Annotated in this window: 20 protein-coding genes; 12 read left to right on the top strand and 8 right to left on the bottom strand. The window is 74.2% G+C overall.

The annotated features are described in order from the left end of the window. Position 1: 1 nt before the first annotated feature. From TEK04_RS06255 to rpsD, 3 genes are all read right to left on the bottom strand, one after another. Complete coding sequence (locus TEK04_RS06255; protein WP_336403456.1) at positions 2-997, bottom strand: YncE family protein; 996 nt, start codon at positions 995-997, stop codon at positions 2-4. A gap of 118 nt (positions 998-1,115) precedes the next feature. After that, complete coding sequence (locus tag TEK04_RS06250) at positions 1,116-2,234, bottom strand: glycosyltransferase (RefSeq protein ID WP_336403455.1); 1,119 nt, start codon at positions 2,232-2,234, stop codon at positions 1,116-1,118. A 287-nt stretch (positions 2,235-2,521) separates the two neighbouring features. After that, positions 2,522-3,136, bottom strand: coding sequence for a 30S ribosomal protein S4 (rpsD, locus tag TEK04_RS06245; RefSeq protein ID WP_336403454.1), 615 nt, complete (start codon positions 3,134-3,136; stop codon positions 2,522-2,524). A gap of 56 nt (positions 3,137-3,192) precedes the next feature. Here rpsD and TEK04_RS06240 point away from each other — a divergent pair, with 56 nt between their 5' ends. Beyond that, on the top strand, positions 3,193-3,966 hold the full coding sequence (locus TEK04_RS06240) for a DUF2470 domain-containing protein (protein WP_336403453.1): 774 nt from the start codon (positions 3,193-3,195) through the stop codon (positions 3,964-3,966). Here the strand turns inward: TEK04_RS06240 and TEK04_RS06235 are convergent. The 3 genes from TEK04_RS06235 to TEK04_RS06225 all read right to left on the bottom strand — a co-directional run bounded on the left by TEK04_RS06235 (position 3,887) and on the right by TEK04_RS06225 (position 8,767). Continuing rightward, entirely contained in the window at positions 3,887-5,569 is a 1,683-nt protein-coding gene (locus tag TEK04_RS06235) for an ABC-F family ATP-binding cassette domain-containing protein (RefSeq protein ID WP_336403452.1), read from the bottom strand. The two genes, TEK04_RS06240 and TEK04_RS06235, sit on opposite strands and share 80 nt — an antisense overlap. Before the next feature lie 301 nt (positions 5,570-5,870). Continuing rightward, positions 5,871-7,793, bottom strand: coding sequence for an AAA family ATPase (locus TEK04_RS06230; protein WP_336403451.1), 1,923 nt, complete (start codon positions 7,791-7,793; stop codon positions 5,871-5,873). Further along, a complete protein-coding gene (locus TEK04_RS06225) occupies positions 7,790-8,767 on the bottom strand; it encodes an aldo/keto reductase (RefSeq protein ID WP_336403450.1) in 978 nt (325 codons plus the stop codon). Before TEK04_RS06225 ends, TEK04_RS06230 begins: the two co-directional genes overlap by 4 nt. A gap of 52 nt (positions 8,768-8,819) precedes the next feature. Between TEK04_RS06225 and TEK04_RS06220 the strand changes: the two genes are divergently transcribed. The 6 genes from TEK04_RS06220 (at position 8,820) to TEK04_RS06195 (ending at position 14,371) form a co-directional block, all read left to right on the top strand. Then, positions 8,820-9,650, top strand: coding sequence for an undecaprenyl-diphosphate phosphatase (locus TEK04_RS06220; protein WP_336403449.1), 831 nt, complete (start codon positions 8,820-8,822; stop codon positions 9,648-9,650). A gap of 9 nt (positions 9,651-9,659) precedes the next feature. Further along, positions 9,660-10,364, top strand: a complete 705-nt coding sequence (locus tag TEK04_RS06215) for a histidine phosphatase family protein (protein WP_336403448.1) — start codon at positions 9,660-9,662, stop codon at positions 10,362-10,364. Positions 10,365-10,374: 10 nt separating this feature from the next. After that, on the top strand, positions 10,375-10,926 hold the full coding sequence (locus TEK04_RS06210; protein ID WP_336403447.1) for a DUF3090 family protein: 552 nt from the start codon (positions 10,375-10,377) through the stop codon (positions 10,924-10,926). A 26-nt stretch (positions 10,927-10,952) separates the two neighbouring features. Then, positions 10,953-11,810, top strand: coding sequence for an SCO1664 family protein (locus TEK04_RS06205; protein WP_336403446.1), 858 nt, complete (start codon positions 10,953-10,955; stop codon positions 11,808-11,810). Positions 11,811-12,094: 284 nt separating this feature from the next. Beyond that, positions 12,095-13,342, top strand: coding sequence for a cysteine--1-D-myo-inosityl 2-amino-2-deoxy-alpha-D-glucopyranoside ligase (mshC, locus tag TEK04_RS06200; protein WP_336403445.1), 1,248 nt, complete (start codon positions 12,095-12,097; stop codon positions 13,340-13,342). Positions 13,343-13,348: 6 nt separating this feature from the next. Then, complete coding sequence (locus tag TEK04_RS06195) at positions 13,349-14,371, top strand: HD domain-containing protein (protein WP_336403444.1); 1,023 nt, start codon at positions 13,349-13,351, stop codon at positions 14,369-14,371. Positions 14,372-14,528: 157 nt separating this feature from the next. On the opposite strand, the gene TEK04_RS06190 is transcribed toward TEK04_RS06195, so the two are convergent. Continuing rightward, complete coding sequence (locus tag TEK04_RS06190) at positions 14,529-15,386, bottom strand: PAC2 family protein (protein ID WP_336403443.1); 858 nt, start codon at positions 15,384-15,386, stop codon at positions 14,529-14,531. 145 nt (positions 15,387-15,531) lie between these two features. On the opposite strand from TEK04_RS06190, the gene metH reads away from it, so the two are divergent. Together metH and TEK04_RS06180 are read left to right on the top strand one after the other, a co-directional pair. Further along, positions 15,532-19,344: a methionine synthase gene (gene metH / locus TEK04_RS06185; RefSeq protein ID WP_336403442.1), complete on the top strand. Its 3,813-nt coding sequence runs from the start codon at positions 15,532-15,534 to the stop codon at positions 19,342-19,344. Beyond that, on the top strand, positions 19,341-20,027 hold the full coding sequence (locus TEK04_RS06180) for an HAD family hydrolase (RefSeq protein WP_336403441.1): 687 nt from the start codon (positions 19,341-19,343) through the stop codon (positions 20,025-20,027). The genes metH and TEK04_RS06180 overlap by 4 nt, the downstream gene beginning before the upstream one ends. A gap of 15 nt (positions 20,028-20,042) precedes the next feature. Here TEK04_RS06180 and TEK04_RS06175 read toward each other — a convergent pair whose 3' ends face one another. Beyond that, positions 20,043-20,987: a RecB family exonuclease gene (locus tag TEK04_RS06175; protein ID WP_336403440.1), complete on the bottom strand. Its 945-nt coding sequence runs from the start codon at positions 20,985-20,987 to the stop codon at positions 20,043-20,045. 68 nt (positions 20,988-21,055) lie between these two features. Between TEK04_RS06175 and TEK04_RS06170 the strand changes: the two genes are divergently transcribed. From TEK04_RS06170 to TEK04_RS06160, 3 genes are all read left to right on the top strand, one after another. Continuing rightward, positions 21,056-21,934, top strand: a complete 879-nt coding sequence (locus tag TEK04_RS06170) for a tRNA (adenine-N1)-methyltransferase (RefSeq protein ID WP_432277319.1) — start codon at positions 21,056-21,058, stop codon at positions 21,932-21,934. A gap of 179 nt (positions 21,935-22,113) precedes the next feature. Next, on the top strand, positions 22,114-23,835 hold the full coding sequence (arc, locus tag TEK04_RS06165) for a proteasome ATPase (protein WP_336403439.1): 1,722 nt from the start codon (positions 22,114-22,116) through the stop codon (positions 23,833-23,835). A 3-nt stretch (positions 23,836-23,838) separates the two neighbouring features. Next, positions 23,839-24,678 (top strand): septum formation family protein, encoded by an 840-nt coding sequence (locus tag TEK04_RS06160; protein ID WP_336403438.1) that lies wholly within the window; start codon positions 23,839-23,841, stop codon positions 24,676-24,678. Positions 24,679-24,706 lie beyond the last annotated feature (28 nt).

Raw genomic sequence — 24,706 nt, 5'->3', positions numbered from 1 at the left:
GTCAGCCGCGGCCGTCGACCAGCTGCAGCTGCCCGGTCTCCCGGCTGCCCACGAACACCCGGCCGGTGGTGGGGTCCACCGCCACGGTGTTGGGCTGGCGGACGGTCGGGAACCGGGCCACCTCGGTGAGCTCGTCGCCGGCGGTGGACAGACCCACCACCTCGTTGGTCGCCGTCAGCGTGACCCACACGACCTGGTCGGTGCCGTCGTACGCCAGGCCGTAGGGGGCGCCGTCGAGCGGGTAGGTGCCGGCCGGCTCGAGCGGGTCGGACCCGAACACCAGCACCGCGTCGCCGCGGGTGTCGGCGACGAGGAATCGCCCCTGGCCGTCGGCCACCACGTGGGTGGGGCCGTCGCCGGCGTCGAGCACGGTCTGCAGCTCACCGGCCGCGACGTCGTAGGTGGTGATGGTGAACGCGCCGACGTCGACGACCCCGGCGACGTCGCCCACGGTGGCGACGCCGCCGGGCTGGGTCTGGCTGTCGAAGGTCTGCGTGACCTCGCCGTCGGTGACCACCGAGAGGGTGCCGCCCATCTCGTCACCGACCAGGATCTGGCCACTGGCCACCTGCGCGGCGTCGTGCGGGTAGTCACCGACCTCGGTCTCGGTCACCTCGCCGCCGGGCAACGCCACCTGCACCAGGGTGTTGGAGTCCTCGGCGGGCACCAGCACCGGCCCGCCGGGGGCGGCGAGCTGCAGGTGCCGCGCGTGCCCGGGCAGCATGATCTCCTGCTGGACGGCGCCGTCGGCGTCGGTGAGCACCAACCGGTTGGGGTCCCGCACGGCGACGGCGAGCAGCCCGGTCACCGGGTCGAACACCATGCCCTCCGCGTCGGGGTCGAGGTCCACGACCGTCCCGGCCGGGTCGGCGGTGAGCTCGGGGGAGTCGGCCGGCTCGGCGGCCTTCGCCGGCTGCTCGGCGGCGTCGTCCCCGCCGGAGGAGCACCCGGCGAGCACGAGGGCGAGGGGGAGCAGGACGGCGGCGGTGCGGCGCATCGCTCCACCGTGCGGGTTGTGCCCGACCTCCGCAGGGCGGGGTGGCCGGACGGCGCGCACGGTGGCCTGCTGGTGCACGCCTCGGCGACCGGGGGGGTCGTCGGGCCACCCCTCGCGATCACGCGGCAGGGAGGAGGTCGAGCATCCGGTCGACGGCGGCCGACCAGGGGAAGTCGGCGGCCCGGGCCCGGGCCGCGCGGCGGCGGACGTCGGCCGGCACCGCCAGCAGCTCCTCGACCCCGTCGGCGAAGCACCCCGCGTCGTCGGCCGCAGCCACCCCGTGCTGGCCGCCGGTGACCAGCTCGCGCAGCGCCGAGCTGGCCGAGGCGACGACGGGGGTACCGCACGCCAGGGCCTCCAGGCCGGCCAACCCGAAGGTCTCGTGCGGCCCGGGCGCCAGGGCGACGTCCGCACTGGCCAGCAGGGTGGCCAGCCGGCCGCGGTCGGCGACGTGGCCCAGCCAGCGCACCGGGAGGCCCGCCGCGGCCTCCCGCAGCCTGGCCGCCTGCGGGCCGTCACCCACCACGACCAGCGTCGCCCGGACGCCGCGGGCCCGGAGCTCGGCCAGCGTGTCGACCGAACGCTGGGGGTGCTTCTCGGCCGACAACCGGCCGCAGTGGACGAGCAGGACGTCGGAGCGGTCCAGCAGCTCGGCGCGCAGCCGGGCGTCGAACCGGTCGGGGGCGAAGGTGCGCAGGTCGACACCGAGGGGCACCTGGGCCACCGGCGTCCCGAGGCGGGCGAACTCCTCCGCGGCGAAGTCGGTGCTGCAGACCACGAGGTCGTGGCCCCGGGCGGTCCGGCGGTTCGCTGCGTCGGCGACCCGGCGCGCGGCGGCGGGTGGCAGCAGCCACTGGGTGAGGAGCCGGTCCAGCCGCTCGTGGGCCAGCACCAGGGTGGGCACGCCGCGCTCGGCCGCCCACCGGCCCAGCCCGCGCAGCGTCGTCCGGTCCGACACCTCGATGCGGTCGGGGGACAGCTGGTCCAGCAGCCGACGCACCCGCCAGGGGTCCATGAGCCGGTACCCGCCGGTGCCGGGGACGCGCGGGGCGGCCAGGGTCAGCCGGGTGACGGTGCCCGGGCCCACCTCGGCGGGGTCACCGTCGGTTCGGGCGACCGGGACGACGACGGCCACCGCGTGGCCCCGCTGCGCGTAGCCCAGGGCGAGCCGGTCGACCGCCGTCCGCAGCCCGCCGGAGGTGGGGTGGTGCAGGTTGGCCACGAGCACGATGCGCACCACCCCACGCTCGCCGCCGGACCTGACCGGGAGGTGTCACCGAGGTGGCCGCCACCTGCCGACCGGGTTGATCGTCGGGCCGCTGCATGTGACTCGTCGCGGTGCCCGGGGGGGGCGCGACCCCGCGACGAGTCACGTCCAGCGCGGGGACGAGCGCGGGGCATCCGACGCAACTCTGACTAACCGCTGGATGTGACTCGTTGCGGTGTCGATGGCCGTGGACCGCGCGACTTCTCACATCCAGCGGTTTGGGGAGCCTGGGGGCAGGCGCGGGGTGGGGACCCGGGTCAGCGGGAGTAGTGCTCCACGACCAGCTGCTCCTCGCACTGCACGGGGATCTCGGCCCGCTGGGGCCTGCGCGCCACGAAGCAGGTGAGCTCGGCCAGGCGGACGTCGAGGTACTTCGGTGCCTCGGCGTGCGCCCCGCTGGCCGCGACCTGGAAGGGCTGCTTGGTGCGGCTCCGCTCGGCGATGGCGACGACGTCGCCGGGCTCGACGCGGTAGCTGGGCCGGTCGACCCGCCGTCCGTTGACCGTGACGTGGTGGTGGGTGACGACCTGGCGGGCCTGGTAGATCGTGCGGGCGAACCCGGCGCGCAGCACCGTGGCGTCCAGCCGCGACTCCAGGTCCAGCAGCAGGGCCTCACCGGTCTTGGCGCCGGTGTTGCGGCCCTGCTTCCTCGCCCGGTCGAAGGCCAGCCGCAGCTGGGTCTCGCTGATGTCGTACTGGGCGCGCAGCCGCTGCTTCTCCAGCAACCGCGTCTTGTAGTCGCTGGTGCTCTTGCGCTTGCGGCCGTGCTCGCCCGGCGGGTACGGCCGGCGCTCGAAGTACGTCACGCACTTGGGGGTCAGCGGGATGCCCAGCGCGCGGGACAGGCGCACCTTCGGTCGGGGGGTGTTCACGGGTCCTCCTCATTCGGTTAGCCTCACCTTACTCACACGCGAAGCGAGGACCCACGATGACGTCGACCACCCCGTCCGCCCTTCGGCCGACCGCCGCCGAGCGCGCCCGCACCGTCGCCTGCCGCCCCTCGGCCGCGGTCTGCGCAGCCGGCGTGTCGGGCTCCCGGGTCCTCGCCCACGCCACCACCGGCGCCGGGCAGGTCTTCCTGGTCGTGCCCGCCGACGGTGAGCTGGTGCGGGCGGTGCAGGGGGCGGCCGACGGCGACCTGCCGGCCCTGGTGATGGTCACCGACCACGCCCCGGTCCCGCTGCGCGACCAGGTGCGCGCGCAGCTGTGGTTGTCCGGTTGGCTGACCCCGGTGCGCACCGAGGACGAGCGCGACGTCGCGCTCGCCTTCGCCGAGGCCCAGCCGGCCGGGGCCCTGCTCGACGTCGGACGCACCGCCGTCCTGCTCCGCCTCGACCTCGCCGAGGTGGTGCTGGGCGAGGGCGGGACCACGGTCGAGCTGACCCCCGAGGACTACGCCGACGCCGAGCCCGACCCGCTGGTCGCCGTCGAGGCCTCGGCCCTGCGGCACCTCGACGCCGACCACCCCGGTGAGCTGGCCCTGCTCCGTTCGCGCATCCCGGCCGACTGGCTGGGCGCCCACGACGTCGTCCGGCCGCTGGGGCTGGACCGGGCCGGCTTCCGGCTGCGCATCGAGGGGGAGCGGGGGTACCGCGACGTCCGGGTGCCGTTCGACGCGCCGGTCACCTCGGAGGCCGAGCTGGGTCCGGCGGTGCACCGGCTGATGTGCGCGGCCCGGCGCTGTTGCCGCGGGCAGGGCTGAGCCGCCCGTCGGCCAGGTCCAGTCGGCGGTCCAGCGCCAGCTCGTCGAGGAAGCGCTCGTCGTGGCTGACCACCACGAGCGCCCCCCGGTAGGCGCTCAACGCGGAGACCAGGTGGGCCACGCTGGCCAGGTCGAGGTTGTTCGTCGGCTCGTCGAGCAGCAGCAGCTGCGGCGCCGGGTCGGCGAACAGCACGCAGGCCAGCACCGCCCGCAGCCGCTCGCCCCCGGACAGGGCGCCCACCGGCAGGTGCGCCCGGGCGCCGCGGAACAGGAACCGCGCGAGCAGGGTGCGGCGCTCGGCCTCGGGACGGTCCGGTGCCGCGGTGGCCAGGGCATCGGCCACCGCGGTCTCGGGGTCGAGCAGGTCCAACCGCTGCGACAGGTACGCCACCCGACCCTCGGCCCGGGTCACGGTCCCGCGGTCGGGCGCCAGCTCGCCGGCCAGCACGCGCAGCAGCGTCGACTTGCCCGACCCGTTGCCGCCGGTCAGCGCCACGCGTTCGGGCCCGCGCAGCGCGAGGTCGACCCCGCCGGGGAACAGCCCGCGGACGTCGACCCCCACCGCGTCGACCACGACCCGCCCCGCCGGCACGCGGGTGCCCGGCAGCTCCAGCGCGATCGCCGGGTCCTGCCGCAACGAGGCCTCGGCGCGGTCCAGCCGGGCCCGAGCCGCGTCGACGCGGGCACCGTGCGTGCCGTCGGCGCGCCCGGCCGACTCCTCCGCCCGGCGCTGACGCGCCCCGAGCAGGATCGTCGGGATCCCGGCGTCGGGGGCCCGGCGGGCGGCGGAGGCACTGCGCCGCTCGGCCCTCTCCCGCGCTTCCTGCCGCTCCCTCCGCTCCCGCCTCAGCGCCTGCTCGGCGCTCCGGACGTCCCGCTCGGCCGCGGCCTGCTCGGCCGCCACCACCGACTCCCATGCGGTGAACCCGCCGGCCACCGTGCGCAGCGCACCGCGCGTCAGCTCCGCCGTGCGGTCCATCCGGTCCAGCAGCTCGCGGTCGTGGCTGACCACCAGCAGCGTGCCGCGGAAGGCGTCGACGACGCCGGCGAGCCGGTCTCGCTCGCGGCGGTCGAGGTTGTTCGTCGGCTCGTCGAGCAGCAGGACGTCCGGACGGCGCAGCAACCGGCCGGCCAACCCGACGGCGACCACCTGGCCGCCGCTGGGGGTGGCGAGTCGCCGGTCGAGCGCGATGCCGCCGAGCCCGAGCCGGTCGAGCTGCGCGACGGCGCGCTCCTCGACGTCCCAGTCCACGCCGATGGCGTCGACGTGCGCCGGGTCGGTGTCCCCGCGCTCGACGGCGGTGACCGCGGCCAGCACCGTGGCGATGCCCAGCGCGTCGGCGACGGTGCCCATCGCGTCGGCGACGGTGCCCATCGCGGAGGTCGGGAGCTCCTGCGGCAGGTGGCCCAGCACGCCGTCCACCGTGACCGACCCCGCGGTGGGGGTCAGCTCGCCGGTGAGCAACCGCAGCAGGGTGGTCTTGCCGCCGCCGTTGGGGGCCACCAGCCCGGTGCGACCGGCACCGATCGTGGTGGTGAGGCCGTCGAGCACCGGGGTGCCGTCGGGCCAGGAGAAGGAGAGCGCGTGCAGCGTGATGGACACGGGTGGGCCTCGCAGGGGTGTCGCCGGGGGAGGGGACGGGGGCGAGGCGTCACAGCACGCCGTCGAGGATGCCCCCGACGCCGGACGCGCGCACCCGCTTTCCGGCCGAGCGCACGGCCATCGGGCTCGGCCACCGGGCACGGCCATCGGGCAGGCATGGGAGCCCATGCACCCGCTCGCCGGGCCCAGGACCAGGTGTACGGGCTCCCATGCCTGGCGTCGGCGAGCGTGCGCGGACGCGGCGCGGCGGGCGCAGCGGCCGGGGCGTCGGCCGGGGCAGCGGCGGGGACAGCGGCGGGGGCTACGCCTCGAGGTGCTCGCGGAGCAGGGCGGCCAGCCTCGTGCGGCGGGGCTTGACGTCGACCTCGCGCACGGCGCGGGCGAGCGCGGCACCGCTGGCGTGCACGATCGACAGGTGCTTCTGCGCCCGGGTGAGGGCGGTGTAGACCAGCGGGCGCGACAGCATCCCGCCGGCCTCCGGGGGCAGGACGACGACCACCCCGGGCCACTCCGAGCCCTGCGCCCGGTGCACCGTGATCGCCCAGCCGTGCTTGAGGTCGCCCAGCGCCGAGGTGGGCACCGTGCACGGGCCCGAGCTGAAGTCGACCGACAGCGTGCCGTCGCCGGTGCCGGTGACCACGCCGACCTCGCCGTTGGCGAACCCGACCGGCTCGAGGTCCAGGTGGTTCGCGGTGGCCACCACGCGGTCGCCGACGTCGAACCCCCACACCGTGCCATCCCCGGGGTTGAGCACGGCCTTGAGCGCCTTGTTCAGCTCGATCGTGCCCGCCGGCCCGCGGTGCACCGGCGTCACCACCTGGACGGCGGCCGGGTCGATGGACAGCACGCGCGGGATCGAGTCGGTGACCAGCTGCACGACCCGCCGCGCGGCCTCGGCGCTGCCCTGGGCCGGCACGATCACGACCTCGCGGTCCTGCGACGCCACCTGGACCAGCTCGCCCGCGCGCACGCCGGTGGCCAGGGTGGCGATGGCGCCGCCCTCGGCCTGCCGGTGCAGGGTGGTCAGCTCGGTGACCGGGACGACGCCGGAGTCGATGAGGTCGCCCAGCACGTGGCCGGGGCCGATCGAGGGCAACTGGGCGGGGTCGCCGACCAGCAGCAGGTGGGTGCCGTCGGAGCAGGCCTCGAGCAGCGCGGCGGTCAGCTCGACGTCGAGCATCGAGGCCTCGTCGACGACCACCACGTCGGCGTCCAGCGGCCACTCCTCGTCGCGGGAGAACCCGCCGGTCATGCCCTGCGCGCCGAGCAGGCGGTGCACCGTGGTGGCCGGGTGGTCGGTGAGCTCCTCCAGCCGCTTCGCCGCGCGGCCGGTGGGGGCGGCCAGCGCCACCTCGACGTCCTTGGCCTGCAGCAGCTTCACCACGCTCGCGACCGTGCGGCTCTTGCCGGTGCCGGGTCCGCCGGTGAGCAGGCTGACCCCGGCCGACAGCACCTGGACGACGGCCTGCTTCTGCGCCGGGTCCAGCCCCGCGGCCACGCTCTTCACCGCCCCGGCCGGCGCGATCGGCTCGGCGGTGGCCGCCAACCGGGCCACGGCCTCGGCCACCGCGTCCTCGGCCATGCCGTAGCGGGCCAGGCTCAGCGTGCGGTGCGACGGGTCGGGCTCCTCCTCCGACTCGGGGTCGAACGGGGGGTCGTGCTCGAGCACGTCGCCGCTGTCGACGGCGGCGACCACGGCGGCGGCGACGTCGTCCACACCCTCGGCGCGCAGCGCCGACAGCACCTGGTCCACCGGCAGCACCGTGTGCCCGTCGCGGGTCGCCGTCCGCAGGGTGAGCGCGACCAGCGCCCGGCCGCGCCGCCTGTCCTGACGGTCGGCGCCCTTGAGCAGCGCGATCGCCAGCCGGTCGGCGTCGGCGAGCGACACCTGGGTGAGCAGGAGCAGCCGCCACGGGTCGTCGCGCAGGCGTCGGGCCGCGTCGGGGCCCAGGACGTCGGACACCCCGGCGGCCAGCTTGGCCGGCAGGCCGGCGCCCACCAGCATCTCGACGACCTCGTAGGCCGGGCCGGCGGCCAGGAACGAGGAGAAGAGCCGCTCGGCGCGCTGCCGGCCCACCCGGGGGAGCTTCACCAGGTTGTCCGCCGTGACCTGCTCGGGGGCCACGATGCCGGCGCCGGGCAGCTCGGCGGCCGCGCGCTTGCCCAGCCCGGGCCAGAGCCCGGCGGCGGTGAAGGCGGCGAAGACGGGGTCGGGCGCGCTCATCCGGGGCGGCGGTCGGGGTACGACGTGTGCGGCGCGGACACCTCGTCGAGGGCGAACCGGATGGCCGCGGGCAGGGTGACCTCCTCGGCGTCGAGGCTGACCTGGAGCTGGGCGGCCGTGCGGGCGCCGACGACAGGGGCGACCACGCCGGGCCGGTCGCGCAGCCAGGCCAGGGCGACCGCCAGCGGCACGGTGTGCAGGCCCTGGGCCGCGGTGCACACGGCCTCGACGATGCGGTCGGTGTCCTTGGAGCGGAGTCCGTCGACGAAGCCCGACCACTGCGCCGAGGCGCCCCGGCTGTCGCTGGGCGTGGTGTGCCGGTACTTGCCGGTGAGCAGCCCGCGGCCCAGCGGCGACCAGGGCAGCAGCCCGATGCCCAGGGTCTCGGCGGCCGGCACGACCTCGCGCTCGACGCCGCGCTGCAGCAGCGAGTACTCGACCTGCGAGCTGATGACCGGGGCCCGCCCGGGCCACGCCTTCTGCCAGGTCGCGGCCTGCGCGGTCTGCCAGCCGGTGAAGTTGCTCACCCCGACGTAGCGCGTGCGGCCGCTGCTCACGGCGGTGTCGAGCGCGGCCAGGGTCTCCTCGAGGGGGGTGTGCTCGTCCCAGGAGTGCAGCTGCCACAGGTCGACGTGGTCCAGGCCCAACCGCTCGAGCGAGGCGTCGAGGGCGGCCAGCAGGTGGCCTCGGGAGGCGCCGCGGCCCATCGCCCCGGTGCGGGTGCGGCCCACCGCCTTGGTCGCGACCAGCACGTCGTCGCGGGGGACGACGTCGCTGAGCAGCCGCCCCAGCGTGCGCTCGGACTCGCCCTCGACGTAGACGTCGGCGGTGTCGACCAGCGTGCCGCCGGCGTCGACGAAGGCCGTCAGCTGCATCGCGGCCTCGTCCTCGTCGGTGTCCCGGCCCCAGGTCATCGTGCCCAGCGCCAGCCGGGAGACCACCAGGCCGCTGTGCCCCAACGCCCGCTGTTCCACGAGGGGTCAACCTACCGGGAACCCGCAGGGTCGGTCCGTAGGCTGCCGCCCCGTGGGTTGGGTTGAAGCAGTCGTCCTCGGACTCGTGCAGGGCCTCACGGAGTTCCTGCCGATCTCCTCCAGTGCCCACCTGCGGGTGGTCGGTTCGGTGTTCGGCTGGGACGACCCGGGCGCGGCGTTCACCGCGATCACCCAGATCGGCACCGAGCTCGCCGTCCTCCTCTACTTCCGGCACGACATCTGGAACATCGTGCGCACCTGGGTGCTGTCGCTGGGGCGCCGCGAGCTGCGCAGCCACCCCGACGCCCGCACGGGGTGGCTGATCATCATCGGGTCGGTCCCGATCGTGGTGCTGGGGTTGCTGTTCCAGGACCAGATCGAGACCACCTTCCGCGACCTGCGGATCATCGCCATCGCGCTGGTGGTCTTCTCCCTGGCGCTCTACGCCGCCGACCGCGTCGGGCGGAAGGAGCGGCAGCTGGCCGACCTCACCGTCGGCCACGGCGTGCTCTACGGGCTGGCCCAGGCCGCCGCGCTCATCCCGGGCGTGTCCCGCTCGGGCGGCACCATCACGATGGGCCTGTTCCTGGGCTACTCCCGGGCCGCGGCCGCGCGCTACTCGTTCCTGCTGGCCATCCCCGCCGTCCTGGGGTCGGGCCTCTTCCAGGCCTACGAGGCGTTCACCGGTGGCACCGCCGGCGGCGCGGTCGCCTGGGGCCCGACGGCGGTGGCGACGGTCATCGCCTTCGGTGTCGGGCTGGCCGTCATCGCCTGGCTGCTGCGCTACCTGGAACGCGGCACGTTCACCCCGTTCGTGGTCTACCGCGTCGTGCTGGGCCTCCTGCTCCTCGCCGCCGTCGGCGCCGGGGTCCTGACGCCCTAACCTCGGGGGGTGACCACAGTCATCCTGCTCCGGCACGGCCGCACGACGGCGAACGCCTCCGGGCTGCTGGCCGGGTGGACCCCCGGCGTCCAGCTGGACGAGAAGGGGCAGGAGCAGGTGGCCGCGGTCGGCGCCCGGTTGGCCCCCGTGCCGCTGGCCGCCGTCGTCGCCAGCCCGCTCGAGCGGTGCCAGCAGACCGCCGCCGCGGTGCTCGCCGGCCGCGACCTGCAGCTGCAGACCGACGAGCGGCTCGGCGAGTGCCGCTACGGCGACTGGACTGGTCGGCCCATCAAGGAGCTGGTCAAGGAGCCGATGTGGAAGGTCGTGCAGCAGCACCCCTCCGCGGCGGTCTTCCCCGGCCCCGAGGGCGAGGGCCTGGCCCAGACCCAGGCCCGCGCGGTGGCCGCCGTCCGGGAGTGGAACGCCAGGCTCGGCCCCGACGCCGTCTGGCTGGCCTGCACCCACGGCGACGTCATCAAGGCGATCCTGGCCGACGCCTACGGCATGCACCTGGACTCCTTCCAGCGCATCGTCGCCGACCCCGCCTCGATCTCGGTGGTCAGCTACACCGAGACCCGGCCGTTCGTGCAGCGGGTCAACGACAGCGGGGGCGACGTCAGCGCGCTGGTCCCGCCCAGGAAGCGAACCCGCCGGTCCCGCAAGGCCTCCTCGGACGCCGTCGTCGGGGGCGGCGCGGGCCCCGCCGGCGCGTAACCTCGTCGCCGTGCCACGCCAGGTCTTCCTCTTCGAACGCCCCGTCCGCTTCGTCGCGGGCACCGTCGGCCAGCCCGGTGACCGCACCTTCTACCTGCAGGCCACCGACGAGGCCGGCCGGGTGATCAGTGTCGCCCTCGAGAAGTCGCAGGTCGAGGTGCTCGCCGAGCGCATGGGCGAGCTGCTCGACGAGGTCGCCACGCGCGCCACCACCGTCGTCCCGCCCGACGCCGACGTCGACGACCTCGACCCGCTCACCGCGCCGGTCGAGGAGGAGTTCCGGGTGGCCGCCATGGGCCTGGCGTGGGACGGCGAGGCCCAGGCCGTCGTCGTCGAGGCGGTGGCCGCCGGCGACGAGCCCATCGACGAGGACGCCATCCTGTCCGACGCCGAGGAGGGCCCCGACGCCCTGCGCGTGGTCATCACCCCGGCCGCCGCCCGCGGCTTCGTGGCCCGGGCCAAGCGGGTGGTCTCCGCCGGCCGGCCCTCGTGCCCGCTGTGCTCGATGCCGCTGGACCCCTCCGGGCACGTCTGCCCCCGGCAGAACGGGTACCGGCGCTGACCGAGCCGCGGACGGGGGACGAGCTCGTGGACGCCTTCCTGGACGGCGAGCTCGACGACCTCGCCGACGACGAGCCGGAGGACGACGAGGCATGGGAGGACGGCGGGGACGAGGACGACGACACCCGCGAGGTGGCGGGTCTCGCCTTCGACCACGGGGACCGCCGCTCGCCGGTCGGCGACGCCGAGGCCCGCACCCTCCTCCTCGACGGGGACCTCGACCTGGAGGGTCGGCTGCTCGACGCCTCCAACGTCAGCCTGATCGGGGCCATCCGCACCCCGGAGCTGGCGGGGGAGTGCATCTACAAGCCCGTCCGCGGCGAGCGCCCCCTGTGGGACTTCCCCGACGGCACGCTGGCCGGCCGCGAGATCAGCGCCTACCTCGTCTCCGAGGCCACCGGCTGGCGGGTCGTGCCACCCACGGTGCTGCGCGACGGGCCCTTCGGGCCGGGCATGGTGCAGCTGTGGCAGCACGCCGACCCCACGGTGGAGATGACCACCTTCGTCCGCCGCGACGTGCCGGCCCTGCGCCGCATGGCGGTGTTCGACGCGGTGGTCAACAACGCCGACCGCAAGGGTGGGCACATGATCCCGATGGCCGACGGCCACGTGTACGGCGTGGACCACGGCATCTGCTTCTCGCCCGACCCCAAGCTGCGCACCCTGCTGTGGCGGTGGGCCGGGCAGCCGCTCACCGAGGACGCCGTCGCGGTGCTGGAGCGGCTGCAGGACCAGCTGCGCGACGAGCTGGGGGAGCAGCTGCACGGCCACCTCACCCGCACCGAGGTGCGGCGCACGCAGCAGCGCGTGGCCGACCTGCTGCGCACCGGGCGGCACCCCGAGCCCAGCGGCGACTGGCCCGCCCTGCCCTGGCCGCCCTTCTGACCCTGCCGGCCTTCTGACCCTGGCCGGCCTTCTGACCCTGCCGCCCTTCTGACCCTGCCGCCCTTCTGACCCTGCCGCCCTGCGCACCCGCCCGGGGAGTGCGCGCTGGTGCGGCCGGCACAGCCACGAGAACCGCCGGAGAGCGCACCGGCCGAGCGGCTGCGCCGAGGAGCCGCGGCGCCATCGAGCTGACCCGCGTGGGCGCGCACTCCGGCGGTGGGTGCGCCGCGGTGCCTCGACGGTGGGCGATCACGGTTGTCGGACCCCCGCCGTAGGCTCGGCCCGTGCTCAGCTGGCCCGCCCCCCTCCTGCCCTCCTTGCCCGGGAACGGCCTCCCTCTGCGGTTGCACGACACCGCGCGCCGCGAGGTCGTGCAGACCCAGCCCGGGCCGACCGCGCGGATGTACGTCTGCGGCATCACGCCCTACGACGCCACCCACCTCGGCCACGCCGCCACCTACCTGGCCTTCGACCTGGTCAACCGCATGTGGCGCGACCTGGGGCACGCGGTGCACTACGTGCAGAACGTCACCGACGTCGACGACCCGCTGTTCGAGCGGGCCGACCGCGACGGCGAGGACTGGGTCGTGCTCGGCATGCGCGAGACGGCGCTGTTCCGCGAGGACATGACCGCGCTGCGGGTGCTGCCGCCGGAGGACTACGTGGGCGCCGTCGAGGCCATCCCGCAGATCGTCGCCCACATCGAGGAGCTGCAGGCCGCGGGCCTGGCCTACACCCTCGACGACGGCACCGGCGACGTCTACCACGACATCGGCCAGGCCCCCGGTTTCGGCGGCGAGAGCGGCTACGACGAGGAGACCATGCTGCGCTTCTCGGCCGAGCGCGGCGGTGACCCCGACCGCCCCGGCAAGCGCCAGCGGCTCGACCCGCTGCTGTGGCGCGGGGCGCGCGAGGGCGAGCCGTCGTGGCCCGGCCCGCAGGGCGTGGCCGGGCGGCCCGGCTGGCACGTCGAGTGCGCGTCGATCGCCCTGGGCACCATCGGCATGGGCTTCGACGTGCAGGGCGGCGGCAGCGACCTGGTCTTCCCGCACCATGAGTTCTCCGCCGTGCACGCCGAGGCCCTCACCGGCACCAAGCCCTTCGCCCAGGCCTACGTCCACGCCGCGATGATCGGCCTGGACGGGGAGAAGATGAGCAAGAGCCGGGGCAACCTCGTATTCGTCTCCCGGCTGCGCGGCGACGGCGTCGACCCCATGGCCATCCGGCTCGCACTGCTGAGCGGCCACTACCGCACCGACCGCGCCTGGACCTCCGACCTCCTCGCCGACGCCGAGCACCGGCTGGCCACCTGGCGCGAGGCGGTGTCCCGGCGGTCGGGGTCCGGTGCGGCCGAGCTGCTGGTCGCCGTCCGCGAGCGCCTGGCCGACGACCTCGACTCGCCCGGTGCCGTCGCAGCCGTCGACGCCTGGGCCGCCGCGACGCTGGCCGGCGGGGAGGGTGCCGAGGCCGACGAGGGCGCGCCGTCCGTCGTCCGCGACGCCGTCGACGCCCTGCTGGGCATCGCGCTGTAGCCCGCGGTGGCCGCCTTCGGACGCACCGACCGGGTCGCGCGCGAGCAGGCCGAGCAGCTGCTCGCGCCCGGGGCCGCGCGCTCGGCGGCCGGCCGGGGTCGGGCGCGCCCCGAGCCCGAGGACCCGCTGCGCACCGCCTACGAGCGCGACCGAGACCGCATCCTGCACGCCAAGGCCTTCCGCCGCCTCAAGCACAAGACCCAGGTCTTCCTGCACCCCGACGGCGACCACTTCGTGACCCGGCTGACGCACACGCTGCAGGTCACCCAGGTGGCCCGCTCGCTGGCGGCCGCGCTGGGCCTGAACGAGACCCTGGCCGAGGCGATCGCGCTGGCCCACGACGTCGGGCACTCACCGTTCGGGCACATCGGCGAGGAGGCCCTGGACCCCTACGTCCCCGGGGGCTGGCACCACGCCGCCCAGGGCGTACGCATCGTCGAACGGCTGGAGAACCTCAACCTCACGTGGGAGGTGCGCGACGGCGTACGGGCGCACAGCTGGAAGATCGACCCCCCGCCGACCACCCGCGAGGCCGAGTGCGTGCGGTACGCCGACCGCATCGGCTACCTGTCCCACGACGCGCTGGACGCCGTCCGGGCCGGGGTGCTGGCGCCCGGTGACCTGCCGGCCTCGGCGCGCGTGGTGTTCGGCGAGCCGGGCAGCCAGATGGTCGGCGCCATGATCGACGCGGTGGTCGCCGGGAGCCTCGCCGACGGCGGCCGGGTGGTGATGGCCCCGGAGCCGTTGGAGGCCATGCACGAGCTGCGGGCGTTCATGTTCGAGCGGGTCTACGGCTCGGAGGTGGCGGCCGGGCAGAAGCACGTGGCGATCGACGTCATCCGGCGGCTGGTGGAGCACTACCTGGCCCACCCCGAGCAGATCCCGAACAGCTACCGGGACGCCGAGGCCGACACGATGACCCAGGTCGTCGACCACGTCACCGGCATGACCGACCGGTACGCCCTCACCACCCACGACCGCCTGTTCCAGGCAGACGCAGCCACGAGGATGACCACCTTCCTGTCCTGAGGAGCGGGGGCCCGGCGGGTCCCCCGACGGAGGACTCGTCCCTGCCCGACGACGGGAGGGTGCGAGGCACGAGCCCCCTCCCCGAGGCGGGCGCAGCCACGCTCAGCGCAGCCGGGGGACGGCTCCTGGCCGCGGTGCGATCCGGAGGATCGCAGTGTCACTGCTCGCGGCGCTTCAGGTAGCGCTCGAACTCCCGGGCGATCTGGTCGCCGTCGGCCTGGGAGAGGTCGGTCTCGGTGGCCCGTTCCTCCAGCGACCGGACGTACTCGACGACCTCGTCGTCGTCGGCGGCCATCTCGTCGACCTGCTTGACCCACTGGTCGGCCAGGTCGGGCAGCGCCCCCAGCGGCACGTCCAGCTCGAGGACCTCCTCGACCCGCCGCAGCAGGGCGACGGTGGCCCGCGGCGAGGGGGGCTGGGACACGTAGTGCGGGACCGCCGCCCAGAAGCTGACCGACGGCAACCCGGCCTGCACGCAGGCGTCCTGGAAGACGCCGAGGATGCCGGTGGGCCCCTCGTACGCCGAGCTCTGCAGGCCCCACCGGCGGGCGGACTCGTCGTCGTAGGCCGACCCGGTGACCGGCGTGGGACGGGTGTGCGGGGTGTCGGCCAGCAGCGCCCCGAGGGCCACGACGGTCGACACGTCGAGCTCTTGGAGGATCCCGATCAGCTCCGCGCAGAACCCGCGCCAGCGCATGTTGGGCTCGATGCCGCGCACCAGCACGACGTCGCGTTCGCCCCCGGCGGGCTTCCGCGCCACCGAGATGCGGGTGGTGGGCCACTCGATGCGGCGGCTGACGCCGTCGACGAGGGACACCTGCGGCCGGTTGACCTGGAAGTCGTAGTAGTCCTCGGGGTCCAGCGCGGCCAGCGGCTCGGCGTCCCAGATCAGCTCCAGGTGCTCCAGCGCGCCGGTGGCGGCGTCCCCGGCGTCGTTCCAACCCTCGAAGGCCACCACGACGACGGGGTCGGTGAGGCGGGGGAGGTCGGAGGGGGTGGAGGTGGGGTCGATCACCCGTCCGAGCCTACGTCGCCCGCGTGCTGCCGCCGTCCGGCGCGGCCGGGCGTGCACAATGGCGGGGAAGAGGTCGCACCGTGGAGCCCCGCAACGCAGCCGACTCGCCGCTGGCGAGCCGCACCCGTTGACCCGTGAGGTACCCGTGCCGCAGTCCGACGCCGTCCGTCCCGATGCCGTCCGTCCCGACGCCACCGAGCAGCTCCGCGGGCTGCTGGGCCAGCGCATCCTGGTGCTCGACGGCGCCATGGGCACCGCCATCCAGCGCGACCGCCCCGACGAGGCCGGCTACCGCGGCGAGCGCTTCGCCGACTGGCCCAGCGACGTGCAGGGCAACAACGACCTGCTGAGCATCACCCAGCCGGCGATCATCCGTGGCATCCACGACGAGTACCTGGCCGCCGGCGCGGACCTGCTCGAGACCAACACGTTCAACGCCACCACGATCTCGCTGGCCGACTACGGCATGTCCGACCTCGCCTACGAGCTCAACGTCGCCAGTGCGCGGCTGGCCCGCGAGGCCGCCGACGCCGCCAGCACGCCCGACAAGCCGCGGTTCGTCGTCGGGGCCATCGGCCCCACCAGCCGGACGGCGTCCATCAGCCCCGACGTCAACGACCCCGGGGCCCGCAACGTCGGCTACGACGAGCTGGTCGCCGCCTACCTCGAGCAGGCCCGGGGCCTGGTGGACGGCGGGGCAGACGTCCTGCTGGTCGAGACCATCTTCGACACGCTCAACGCCAAGGCCGCGATCTTCGCGCTGGAGACGCTGTTCGAGGACCGCGGGCGGCGCTGGCCGGTGATGATCTCGGGCACCATCACCGACGCGTCCGGCCGCACGCTCTCGGGCCAGGTCACCGAGGCGTTCTGGAACTCCGTGCGGCACGTGCGCCCGCTGCTGGTCGGGCTGAACTGCGCGCTGGGTGCGGCCGAGATGCGGCCCTACATCGCCGAGCTCTCCCGCGTGGCCGACACCTTCGTGTCCTGCTACCCCAACGCCGGGCTGCCCAACGCCTTCGGGGAGTACGACGAGTCGCCCGCGGAGACCGCAGCGGTCCTGCGCGAGTTCGCCCAGGCCGGCCTGGTGAACCTCGTCGGCGGCTGCTGCGGCACCACCCCGGCGCACATCGCGGCCATCGCCGGCACCGTCGAGGGCCTGGCCCCGCGCACCCCGGCGGTGGTGGAGCCGGCCCTGCGGCTGAGCGGGCTGGAGCCGCTCACCGTGGTCCCCGAGTCGCTGTTCGTCAACGTCGGCGAGCGCACCAACATCACCGGGTCGGCCCGCTTCCGCAACCTCATCAAGGCCGGGGACTACCCGGCGGCGCTCGCCGTCGCCCGCCAGCAGGTCGAGGCCGGCGCGCAGGTCATCGACGTCAACATGGACGAGGGCATGATCGACGGCGTCGCGGCCATGGACCGCTTCACCAAGCTCATCGCCGCCGAGCCCGACATCAGCCGGGTGCCCACGATGGTCGACTCCTCCAAGTGGGAGGTCATCGAGGCCGGCCTCAAGTGCGTGCAGGGCAAGTCGATCGTCAACTCGATCTCGCTGAAGAACGGCGAGGAGGAGTTCGTGGCGCAGGCCCGGTTGTGCCGCAAGCACGGGGCCGCCGTCGTGGTCATGGCCTTCGACGAGGCCGGGCAGGCCGACACCCTGCAGCGCCGCACCCAGATCTGCCGCCGCGCCTACGACATCCTGGTCGACCAGGTCGGCTTCCCGGCCGAGGACATCATCTTCGACCCGAACGTCTTCGCCGTGGCCACCGGCATCGAGGAGCACGCCCGCTACGGGCTGGACTTCATCGAGGCCACCGCCTGGATCAAGCAGAACCTGCCCGGCGCCCTGGTCTCCGGCGGTGTCTCCAACGTCTCGTTCAGCTTCCGCGGCAACAACACGGTGCGCGAGGCCATCCACGCGGTGTTCCTCTTCCACGCCATCCGGGCCGGGATGGACATGGGCATCGTCAACGCCGGGGCGCTCGAGGTCTACGACGAGGTCCCGGCCGAGCTGCGCGAGCGCATCGAGGACGTCGTCCTCGCCCGGCGCGACGACGCCACCGAGCGGCTGCTGGAGATCGCCGGTGACTACGCCGGGGACGGCGCTGCGCGGGAGGTGGCCACCGAGGAGTGGCGCTCGCTGCCGGTGGGGGAGCGGATCACCCACGCGCTGGTCAAGGGCATCGACGAGTTCGCCGAAGCCGACACCGAGGAGCTGCGGCTGGAGATCGCCGCCCGCGGGGGCCGGCCCATCGAGGTGATCGAGGGCCCGCTGATGGACGGCATGAACGTCGTCGGCGACCTGTTCGGCGCGGGCAAGATGTTCCTGCCGCAGGTGGTGAAGAGCGCCCGGGTGATGAAGAAGGCCGTCGCGCACCTGGTGCCGCACATCGAGGCCGAGAAGCAGCCCGGCGACGCCGCCCGCTCCAACGGCACGGTCGTCATGGCCACGGTGAAGGGCGACGTCCACGACATCGGCAAGAACATCGTCGGCGTCGTCCTGCAGTGCAACAACTACGACGTCGTCGACCTCGGCGTCATGGTGCCGGCGCAGAAGATCCTGGACGCCGCCAAGGAGCACGGGGCCGACGTCATCGGGCTGAGCGGCCTCATCACGCCCTCGCTCGACGAGATGGTCGGGTTCGCCACCGAGATGGAGCGGCAGGGCTTCGACATCCCGCTCATGGTCGGCGGGGCCACCACGTCGCGGGCGCACACCGCGGTCAAGGTCGACCAGCGCTACCACGGCCCGGTGATCTGGGTGAAGGACGCGTCCCGGTCGGTCCCCGTCGTCGCCGCGCTGCTGTCGGACGAGCAGCGCCCCGGCCTGCTGGCCAGCACCGAGGCCGAGTACGACGCCCTGCGCGAACGGCACGCCGCGCGGGAGGACACCCGGTCGCTGCTCACCCTCGCCGCCGCCCGCGGCGCCGCCCCGGAGATGGACTGGTCGGGCTACCGACCGCCCCGCCCGCGCATGCTGGCCCAGCAGTCGCCGGACGCCTGCACGGGCGCGGGTTGCGACCACCGCGGCGGGCACGCCACCCAGTTCACGAAGGTCTTCACCGACTACCCGCTCGACGAGCTGCGCCGGTACATCGACTGGCAGCCGTTCTTCAACGCCTGGGAGATGCGCGGCCGGTTCCCCGACATCCTCAACAACCCGGCCACCGGGGAGGCCGCCCGGCGGCTGTACGACGACGCCAACGCGATGCTCGACCGCATCGTCGAGGAGAAGTGGCTGCGCGCCGCCGGGGTGTTCGGGCTGTTCCCGGCCGACCGGGTGGACGGCGTGGAGGACATCACCGTCTACGCCGACGAGGACCGCACCCAGGTCGCAGCGACCCTCCACCACCTGCGCCAGCAGGGCGAAGGACGCGACGGGTCGGCCCGCAAGTCCCTCGCCGACTTCGTCGCCCCGTCCTCGTCCGGGCTGCGCGACCACGTGGGCGCGTTCGCGGTGACCGCCGGGCTGGGCTCGGCCGAGAAGGTGGCCGAGTTCAAGGCGGCCCTCGACGACTACTCGGCGATCATGCTGGAGTCGCTGGCCGACCGGCTGGCCGAGGCCTTCGCCGAGCGGCTGCACGAGCGGGTGCGCACCGAGTTCTGGGGCTACGACGCCGACGAGCGGCTCTCGGCCGAGGCGCTCATCGCGGAGAAGTACCGGGGCATCCGGCCGGCGCCGGGCTACCCCGCCTGCCCCGAGCACACCGAGAAGCGCACCATCTGGTCGCTGCTGGACGTCGAGGACACCGTGGGGATCGAGCTCACCGAGTCGATGGCCATGTGGCCGGGGGCCGCGGTGAGCGGGCTGTACTTCTCCCACCCGCAGTCGCAGTACTTCGTGCTGGGCCGGCTGGGCCGTGACCAGGTCGCCGACTACGCCGAGCGCAAGGGCTGGACCGTGGCCGAGGCCGAGAAGTGGCTGGCGCCGAACCTGGGCTACCGCACGGAGGACGAATGACGGACCAGCTGGGGGCCGTGCTGTTCGACATGGACGGGACGTTGCTGGCCACCGAGCAGTACTGGGACCAGGCCCTGGTGGAGCTCGCCGCCGCCTGGGGCCACCGGGTCTCGGCCGCCGCGCTCGCCTCGACGGCGGGGATGGACCTGCCCGGTGCACTGGACGTCGTCGGCCGCGACGTCGGGGTCGACCGCACCGCCGACGAGCGCGCCGGCGACGCCGAGCGGGTGCTCGCCCGGGTGACCGAGCTGATGGCGACGTCGGTCAGCTGGTGCCCTGGTGCGCGCGCGCTGCTGCTGGCCTGCCTGGGGGACGGCGTGCGCACCGCACTGGTGACGACCACCGACCGGCCCCTGGTCACCCTCGTGCTGGAGCACCTGCGCGCCGACCTGGGCACCGAGCCGTTCGAGGTGACCGTCTGCGGGGACGAGGTACCGGCCCGCAAACCGGACCCCGCGCCCTACCGGCAGGCCATGGCGGCCCTCGGTCTCGGACCGGCGGAGTGCGTCGTGGTCGAGGACTCGCTGACCGGCAGCCGGGCCGGCCTGGCCGCGGGGTGCCCTGTGCTGGTGGTGCCGGCCGGGCAGGGTCTCCCTGACCTGCCCGGCCTGACCCAGGTGCGCACGCTCGTGGGCATCACCCCCGACACCCTGGCCGGGCTGCTGCAGGCCGCCCCGGTCTGACCGGTCACCGGCGCCTCACCCGACCGCGGTGACCGGGAGGGTGGTGCGCCAGCCGGCCGCCGCGGCCGCCTCGGCGGGGAACGGTGGGGGAGTGCCCCCGAAGCTGGGGCAGAAGGCCTGGTGGTCGCACCAGCTGCAGAGCCTGCTGCGGTTGGGCCGGAAGTCCCCGGTCTCGACCGCCTTGCCGATGGCGGCCCAGATGGCTTGCAGCGTGCGCTCGAACCGCAGCAGCTCGGGCTCGTCGGGGGCGTAGGTCAGGACGTCGCCGTCCTTCAGGTAGATCAGCTTCAGCTGGGCGGCCACCACGCCGCGGGTGCGCCAGAGCACCAGCGCGTAGAACTTCATCTGGAACAGGGCCTTGGCCTCGAACGCCTCGCGCGGCATGCCGCCGGTCTTGTAGTCGACCACCCGCAGTGCCCCGTTGCGGGCGACGTCGAGGCGGTCGACGTAGCCACGCAGCAGCAGACCGTCGGGCAGGGTGACCTCCACCAGCTCCTCCCGGCCCTCGGGCCGGATGCGGGTGGGGTCCTCCAGCCGGAAGTAGGTCTCGACCAGCGCACCGGCCGAGGCCAGCCAGGCCTCCAGGGTCTCGGCCGGCTGCTCCGACCCCTCGCCCGGCGGGTCGAACAGCTCGGCCACGCCGGGCTCCTCGCGCAGCTCGACCCAGGCCGGGTCGACGAGCTCACGGGCCGCGGCCACCGTGCGCTCGGCCGGGGGCAGGTCGTAGAGCTTCTCCAGCACCGCGTGCACCAGCGTGCCGCGCACCGCCGCCCGGGACTTCCGCTCCGGCAGCCGGTCGATGGTGCGGAAGCGGTAGAGGAGCGGGCAGGTCTTGAAGTCAGCCGCTCGCGACGGGGACAGCGAGGGCCGGCGCGGGGTGGTGTCGGCCGCGGTGGTGCGCTGGTCGGCCGGGTCGGCCGCGGGGTCGGTGACGTCCAGCGCCAGCTCCGTCGTCGTCATGGCACCCACGGTAGGTGCCGGGTCCGACAGAACGGTGCCGCCGACCCGCTCACCTAGGCTCGTCGCCCGTGGACCCCCAGCCCGAGCAGCCCGCCGCCGTCGCCGACCCGCCGTCCCGCCCCGTGGACGGGTCGTTCGAGGTCGGGGACCGGGTCCAGCTGACCGACCCCAAGGGCAACATGCACACCGTCGTCCTGGTGCCGGGCAAGCAGTTCCACACCCACAAGGGCGCCATCGAGCACGACGACCTCATCGGCGCCCCCGAGGGCTCGGTGGTGCACTCCACGAACAACACCGGCTACCTTGCGTTCCGCCCGCTGCTGGCCGACTTCGTGCTGTCCATGCCGCGCGGGGCCCAGGTCATCTACCCCAAGGACGCCGCCCAGATCGTGGGGTTCGGCGACATCGGGCCCGGCATGCGGGTGCTCGAGGCCGGCGCCGGGTCCGGGGCGCTCTCGTGCTCCCTGCTGCGGGCCGTGGGCAGCACCGGGACCCTGACCAGCTACGAGCGCCGCGAGGACTTCCTCGAGGTCGCCCGGGGCAACGTCGAGACGTTCCTGACGGAGGTCCCGGCGAACTGGTCGCTGCGGCTGGGCGACCTCGACCAGCACCCGGCCGAGGAGACCGTCGACCGCGTGGTGCTGGACATGCTCGAGCCCTGGGCCGTGCTGCCCACCGTCGCCGCCGCCCTGCGGCCGGGCGGGGTGCTCATCGGGTACGTGGCCACCACCACCCAGCTGTCCACCTACGTCGAGGCGCTGCGGGCACAGGCCTGCTGGACCGAGCCCTACGCCTGGGAGTCGATGAACCGGCCCTGGCACGCCGAGGGCCTCGCCGTCCGGCCCGAGCACCGCATGGTGGCGCACACGGCCTTCCTCGTGACCTGCCGGCGGCTGGCCGAGGGCGCCGTCGCGCCGCTGCGCGCCCGGAAGGTGCGGCGGTTCTGAGACGGCTGGTGCCACCCGTTGCACGGACGTCACCGGGGGAGCCCGGCGGCGCGGCGTCCTGGCGCACACCGTGGATACAGTGGCGGCTCGGCAGCCCCTGACGTGTGCGGAGGTGCGTGGTGGGTTCTCTCGGGCCTGATGAGTTCCGAGCGCGACGGGAGCGGGACGTCGCCTCGCTGGTGAGCCAGATCAGCTACCTCGAGGAGGAGATCGGCCTCCTGCGCCGCAAGGTGTCCGACAGCCCCCGCCAGGTGCGTGCGCTCGAGGAGCGGGTCGCCGAGGCCGAGGGCCGGGTCGCGTTCCTCTCCGACCGCAACGACAAGCTCACCGACACCCTGCGCGGTGCCCGCGACCAGCTGGTGCAGCTCAAGGAGGAGATCGACCGGCTGGGCCAGCCGCCGTCGGGCTACGGGGTGTTCCTCGGTCGGTTCGACGACGGCACGGTCGACGTCTTCACCGGCGGCCGCAAGCTCCGGGTGACGGTCTCGCCCGCCGTGGACGGCGAAGCGCTGCAGTACGGCCAGGAGCTCATGCTCAACGAGGCCATGAACGTGGTCGAGGCGCGCGGTTTCGAGCGCTCCGGCGACGTCGTCACCCTCAAGGAGCTGCTCGAGCCGATCGAGGGCCAGCCGCTGCGCGCCCTGGTCGTCGGGCACACCGACGAGGAGCGCGTCGTCCAGCTGGCCGACTCGTTGGCCGGCACCAAGCTGCGCAGCGGCGACTCGCTGCTGCTGGAGCCCCGCTCGGGCTTCGTCTACGAGCGCATCCCCAAGAGCGAGGTCGAGGAGCTGATCCTCGAGGAGGTCCCCGACATCGACTACGGGGACATCGGTGGCCTGGCGCGGCAGATCGAGCAGATCCGCGACGCGGTCGAGATGCCGTTCCTGCACAAGGAGCTGTTCACCACCTACGAGCTGCGCCCGCCCAAGGGCATCCTGCTGTACGGCCCGCCCGGGTGCGGCAAAACGCTCATCGCCAAGGCCGTGGCCAACTCGCTGGCCAAGCAGATCGCGGTGGCCCACGGTGCCGAGGAGGCGACCCGCGCGCGGTCCTACTTCCTCAACATCAAGGGCCCGGAGCTGCTGAACAAGTACGTCGGGGAGACCGAGCGGCACATCCGCCTGGTCTTCCAGCGGGCCCGCGAGAAGGCCAGCGAGGGTGCGCCGGTCATCGTCTTCTTCGACGAGATGGACTCGATCTTCCGCACCCGCGGCACCGGTGTCAGCTCCGACGTCGAGTCCACCATCGTCCCGCAGCTGCTCAGCGAGATCGACGGCGTCGAGGGGTTGGAGAACGTCATCGTCATCGGCGCCTCCAACCGCGAGGACATGATCGACCCGGCGATCCTGCGCCCGGGCCGCCTCGACGTGAAGATCAAGATCGAGCGTCCCGACGCCGAGGCCGCCCGCGACATCTTCAGCAAGTACCTGACGTCCACGCTGCCGATCCACGCCGACGACCTGGCCGAGCACGGCGGCAGCCGCGAGTCGACCATCGCCGGCATGATCCGCTCCACCGTCGAGCGCATGTACACCGAGACCGAGGAGAACCGTTTCCTCGAGGTGACCTACGCCAACGGCGACAAGGAGGTCCTGTACTTCAAGGACTTCAACTCCGGCGCCATGCTGCAGAACATCGTCGACCGGGCGAAGAAGATGGCCATCAAGGACCACCTCGAGACCGGGGCGCACGGGCTGCGGGTCGGGCACCTCATGGCCGCCTGCGTCGACGAGTTCAAGGAGAACGAGGACCTGCCCAACACCACCAACCCCGACGACTGGGCGCGCATCTCGGGCAAGAAGGGCGAGCGCATCGTCTACATCCGCACGCTCATCAGCGGGAAGGGCGACGAGTCCGGCCGGGCGATCGACACGGCGACGAACACCGGGCAGTACCTCTAGCCGATGCGACGGGTCGTCCTGGCGGTCTCCGCCGCCCTGCTGGTGTCGGGGTGCACCTCGGTCGTCGAGGGGGTGGCCAGCCCGGCCGGTGGGGCGGCCCCGGCCACCGGCGACCCGTCGTTCGGGGCACCGGCCATCGGCACCTGCCACGACATCGAGGTCGCCTACCTGCCCCTGGAGGTGCCGCCGGTGGTCGACTGCGGCGACGGGCACAGCGGCGAGACCGCCGCCGTCGCCGACACCGGGCTGGCCCTGGACGCTCCCTACCCGACCGAGGACCAGCTCGAGGACGGGTACCTCGGCGACGCCTGGGAGGAGGTCTGCGACTACCAGCTGGTCGACGACTACCTGCAGGCCGGCCCCGGTGACCGCACCTACGCCAGCAGCGCACGGGTGCTGCCCACCGAGGAGCAGTGGGCCGCCGGGGCACGCTGGGTGGCCTGCGACGTGACCTACGGGTACGGGCGCCCCGAGCCGGCCCCCGGTCGGTTGGCCGGGGCGCTGCAGTCCGGCGTCACCGCGCCCTACCGCGCGTGCCTGGACGGCGACCCGGTCGTCCACGACGTGGTCGCCTGCAGCGAGCCGCACTGGGCCGAGCAGCTCATCGGCTGGCCCGACGTCGCCGAGGGCACCCCGTTCCCGGCCGACCGGGCAGCCCGGTCGGTACTCGCCGAGCAGTGCCTGCCCGACGCGGTGGACTACCTCGACGGTCCGCTGCCGGCCGACGTGCTGCTGGACATCACCACCGAGGACGCGCAGTCCTGGGCCCGGTACCCCTTCCCGAGCTGCGTGCTGGTCCCGGCCGCCGGTGGCACCACGAGCACGTCCTTCCGCGACGCCTGACGCGGTCCCGGTCCGGGACGGTCCCGTC

Origin of the sequence: Klenkia sesuvii, from assembly GCF_037083825.1 — a bacterium.
Taxonomy (GTDB): Bacteria; Actinomycetota; Actinomycetes; order Mycobacteriales; family Geodermatophilaceae; genus Klenkia; species Klenkia sesuvii.
The sequence above is the reverse complement of the archived record's forward strand: the minus strand, read 5'-3'. Positions and strand labels throughout refer to the sequence as shown.

Coding starts and splice junctions, on each gene's coding strand:
- TEK04_RS06230 (WP_336403451.1), bottom strand. CDS start 7,793: ATGAGCGCGCCCGACCCCGTCTTCGCCGCCTTCACCGCCGCCGGGCTC.
- TEK04_RS06175 (WP_336403440.1), bottom strand. CDS start 20,987: ATGACGACGACGGAGCTGGCGCTGGACGTCACCGACCCCGCGGCCGAC.
- TEK04_RS06160 (WP_336403438.1), top strand. CDS start 23,839: ATGCGACGGGTCGTCCTGGCGGTCTCCGCCGCCCTGCTGGTGTCGGGG.
- TEK04_RS06255 (WP_336403456.1), bottom strand. CDS start 997: ATGCGCCGCACCGCCGCCGTCCTGCTCCCCCTCGCCCTCGTGCTCGCC.
- TEK04_RS06240 (WP_336403453.1), top strand. CDS start 3,193: ATGACGTCGACCACCCCGTCCGCCCTTCGGCCGACCGCCGCCGAGCGC.
- TEK04_RS06180 (WP_336403441.1), top strand. CDS start 19,341: ATGACGGACCAGCTGGGGGCCGTGCTGTTCGACATGGACGGGACGTTG.